The organism is Subdoligranulum sp. APC924/74, from assembly GCF_003324125.1.
In the GTDB taxonomy this organism is placed as follows: Bacteria; Bacillota; Clostridia; order Oscillospirales; family Ruminococcaceae; genus Gemmiger; species Gemmiger qucibialis.
The window spans coordinates 1-2,874 of record NZ_PSQF01000167.1; the positions used below are offsets into that span (position 1 = coordinate 1).

Sequence of the window (2,874 nt, forward strand, 5' to 3'; positions counted from 1 at the left end):
TTGGCAACGCAGATGCCGTGCCGCAGCTGCCGGAGCGGTGCTTAAGCCGCAAGGCGGGAATTGTGCGGTGTTGCCTTATGAAAATTTTTATGAAAACCTCTTGACTCTGACGCTGCGTAATAGAGTACGCTGGAATTGCCGCAAGGGAAGGAGGGAAAACCAATGATGACCGTAAGTGAAGTAAGCCGCCTGACCGGCGTGAGTATACGCACCCTGCAATATTACGATAAAATCGGCTTGCTGCACCCAAACGGGCACACCGAAGCGGGCTACCGCCTGTATGACGATACAGCGCTGGCAGCTTTGCAGCAGATCCTGCTGTTCCGGGAGATGGAATTCCCCTTAAAAGATATCAGACAGATCATGACCCAGCTGGGATTTGACCGCGAAAAGGCACTGACACAGCAAATGGAGCTGCTGACGCTGAAAAAGCAGCGCCTGGAAAACCTGATCGACCTTGCCCGCAGGATGCAGCAGACAGGAGGAAAGCCAATGGATTTTACCGCATTTGATACCACAAAACTGGAAGAATATGCCCGCCAGGCAAAACAGGCGTGGGGCACAACTCCGGAGTACCAGGAATTTGAGGGAAAAAGCGCCAAACGTACCCCACAAGAAAGCAATACAATCAATGCCCAGTTGATGGCTATTGTGGCGGCGTTTGGCACTTTGCAGACCCGCCCAGCCCAGGACCCGGCGGTGCAGGCACAGGTGAAAACACTGAAGGATTTCATCACCCGGCACTATTACACCTGCAATAAGCAGATTCTGGCCCAGCTGGGGCAGATGTACGCGGCGGGCGGTGAGTTTACCAAAAACATCAACGCCGCAGGCGGCCCCGGTGCGGCAGAATTTGCCGCCAGGGCGATTGAATATTATTGCAGGGGAGAAGAAACATAGGGCAATACCGCATAATTCTAAGTGCCGATACGGCGAGCGAGGTGCGGCAGATGCCGTGCCGCAGTTGCCGGAGCGGTGCTTAAGCCGCAAGGCGGGAATTGTGCGGTGTTGCCATAGGAAACAGAGCGGCACCCGGTAACATGGGTGCCGCTTTTGCTGTCACAAAATGTGGGGACGGCGTGTTAGAGAAGTGAAAGGCCTTTCTGAATAAAGGAAAAAGGAGGGAGAAGAGAATGTTCTCGGCAGATACCTTGCAGCAGGCGTTCATACAGGATTATGGCCGCCTGTGCGCACTGGCAGACAGAATTTTGCAGGACAGCCATCTGGCGCAGGATGCTGTGCAGGAAAGCTGGCTGCGGCTGAACCGGGCACGGCCCGATACGACCGATGCGGAAAAGCTGCGCCATTTGCTGCTGGTCACGGTGCGCCATACGGCCCTGAACATGCGGCGGAGCCGACGGGCCGAACCGGCAGAAGATGCAGTATTTGCCGCCCTGCCGGATGCTGGCCCGCTGCCGCAGGAAAAGCTGGAACGCAGCGAGGCCGTGCGCTGCCTGCTGGCGGCAATGCAGGCGCTGGAAGAAACCGACCGCGCCATCTTGCAGCTGCAATACGGGCAGGGCATGACCGGGGCACAAATTGCGGCAGCACTGGGGCTGCATGCCGCTACGGTGCGCCAGCGCAGCCGCCGCGCCCGGCAAAAGCTGAAACAATTACTGGAACAGGAGGACTTGACCTTATGAAAGAACCATTGGATGAACTGCTGGTGCAGGCGTGCGCCGCCCAGCAACGCGCGGATCTGGCGGCGCTGGAACAGTTGGAACCAGCCAATGTGCCAATGCCATTTGTGCCGCAGGTGCGCCGCACACCCCGGCGGCTGCTGAAAACGGTCATCATCGCTGCCGTCTGCGCAGTGCTGGCAACAACCGCCTATGCCTTTTGGCCAAGAGTTGCCGTGATCCTGGAGGGCAGCCGGGCATACCTTGCCGTGCAGGAAGCACCGCAGAACAGCATCCCCATGGAACAAATGCAGCTGACCTGGCTGCCGGATGGCTGCACCGTGACATGGGATGACAGCACCTATCAGGAATACGGCGCGTACTCCTGCCTGATCGATAACGGCAAGCAGAGTAAAGAACACCAGGTGCTGGGCATTGCCCAAATGCCGCTGGAAAACAAAGTCAACATTCAGGGCCGCGGGCCGGATGATGCCATTACCGAGGAAGATAAAGCGAACATAGAACAACAAATCATGATTGTGGATGACATTGCTGCTTTGACTGCGGAGCAGATTGAGGATTGCAGTGTGGTGGCATGGACAGCAGGGGACAGCTACTATGTGGCATCGGTGTACCGTTGGCAGGATAAAGCGGAAGTGGTGGAGATTTTGCAGGGGATACGGTAAGAACGGATGACTACACGCCCGCTGCACTGTAGGACGGGGACACCCGATCCAGCCGGACCTGAGGCCGGACTATGCATTAAAAATACGGGAGAAACAAATAAATTATTTGTAGGGGGCGGCGCCCCGGACGGGCCTGAATCTTGCCGAACATATGCTCTGTAGTGCCAAACATCGCAAAGCATTTGTAGGGGACAATGCCCCGGACGGACATGAATTTTGGCGCACATTTTAAATGACATAATATTCTATTAAACTATTGCGCGGTAGGGCGGCCATCTCCGGCCTAAGAGCCGGGATTTTCAATCCCGGTTGGCCTCCGAAACGCGCCTGCGGGCGCAGAGCCCTCTGGCCGCCGGGTGGGAATAATAACCTGCATTTTTAGGCTCTGCGTGTGGAACTATCCTTCAATCCGCTGCGCGAACAGCTTCCCTCAAGGGAAGCCAAAATACGATTGCAATGTTGACGGTCACATTTATAGTTAAGGCAACACCGCACAATTCCCGCCTGACGGCTTAAGCACCGCTCCGGCGGCTGCGGCACGGCATCTGCGTTGCCAAAATTCTCGATAA

The 2,874-nt window shown here is 56.2% G+C and carries 3 protein-coding genes; all 3 read left to right on the forward strand.

All coding sequences use genetic code 11. The features are described from left to right. Positions 1–162 precede the first annotated feature (162 nt). Positions 163–900, forward strand: coding sequence for a MerR family transcriptional regulator (locus tag C4885_RS15870; protein WP_114001263.1), 738 nt, complete (start codon positions 163–165; stop codon positions 898–900). A 233-nt stretch (positions 901–1,133) separates the two neighbouring features. Beyond that, positions 1,134–1,643, forward strand: a complete 510-nt coding sequence (locus C4885_RS15875; RefSeq protein WP_114001264.1) for an RNA polymerase sigma factor — start codon at positions 1,134–1,136, stop codon at positions 1,641–1,643. After that, complete coding sequence (locus C4885_RS15880; protein ID WP_114001265.1) at positions 1,640–2,305, forward strand: hypothetical protein; 666 nt, start codon at positions 1,640–1,642, stop codon at positions 2,303–2,305. Before C4885_RS15875 ends, C4885_RS15880 begins: the two co-directional genes overlap by 4 nt. The last annotated feature ends 569 nt before the right edge of the window (positions 2,306–2,874 follow it).

What these genes read in the sequence shown, in the direction of transcription:
- C4885_RS15870 (WP_114001263.1), top strand. Translation starts at nt 163, where the DNA reads ATGATGACCGTAAGTGAAGTAAGCCGCCTGACCGGCGTGAGTATACGC.
- C4885_RS15875 (WP_114001264.1), top strand. Translation starts at nt 1,134, where the DNA reads ATGTTCTCGGCAGATACCTTGCAGCAGGCGTTCATACAGGATTATGGC.
- C4885_RS15880 (WP_114001265.1), top strand. Translation starts at nt 1,640, where the DNA reads ATGAAAGAACCATTGGATGAACTGCTGGTGCAGGCGTGCGCCGCCCAG.